This is a genomic window from Pseudomonas sp. 30_B (assembly GCF_017491605.1).
Classification (GTDB): Bacteria; Pseudomonadota; Gammaproteobacteria; order Pseudomonadales; family Pseudomonadaceae; genus Pseudomonas.
The window spans coordinates 1-234 of sequence record NZ_JAFGYY010000557.1 but is presented as its reverse complement, the minus strand read 5'-3'; the positions used below and the strand labels follow the sequence as shown (position 1 = coordinate 234).

The window sequence follows — 234 nt, the reverse complement described above, 5'->3', positions numbered from 1 at the left end:
CGTCGCCGTCGTGTTCGAGCATGCCGTCGGCGTACTCGTTGCCGGGCATGCCGCTCTGGCCCTTCATCGAGTCGCGCACGTGGGTGAAGAGGTGCATGCGCGTGGTATTCATCCAGACGAAGAACGGCTTGTCGGCCTTCACCTGCTTGTCCATGAAGTTGATGGCGGCCTGGGTGGTCTCGTCGTCGATGGTCTCCATCCGCTTCTTGTTCAGCGGGCCGGTGTCCTCGATCT

General features: G+C 62.0%; 1 pseudogene. It reads right to left on the bottom strand.

Going from position 1 to position 234, the window contains the following annotated elements:
- Positions 1 to 234 (bottom strand): annotated as a pseudogene (locus J5M67_RS29420) (arylsulfatase); the annotation flags it as partial.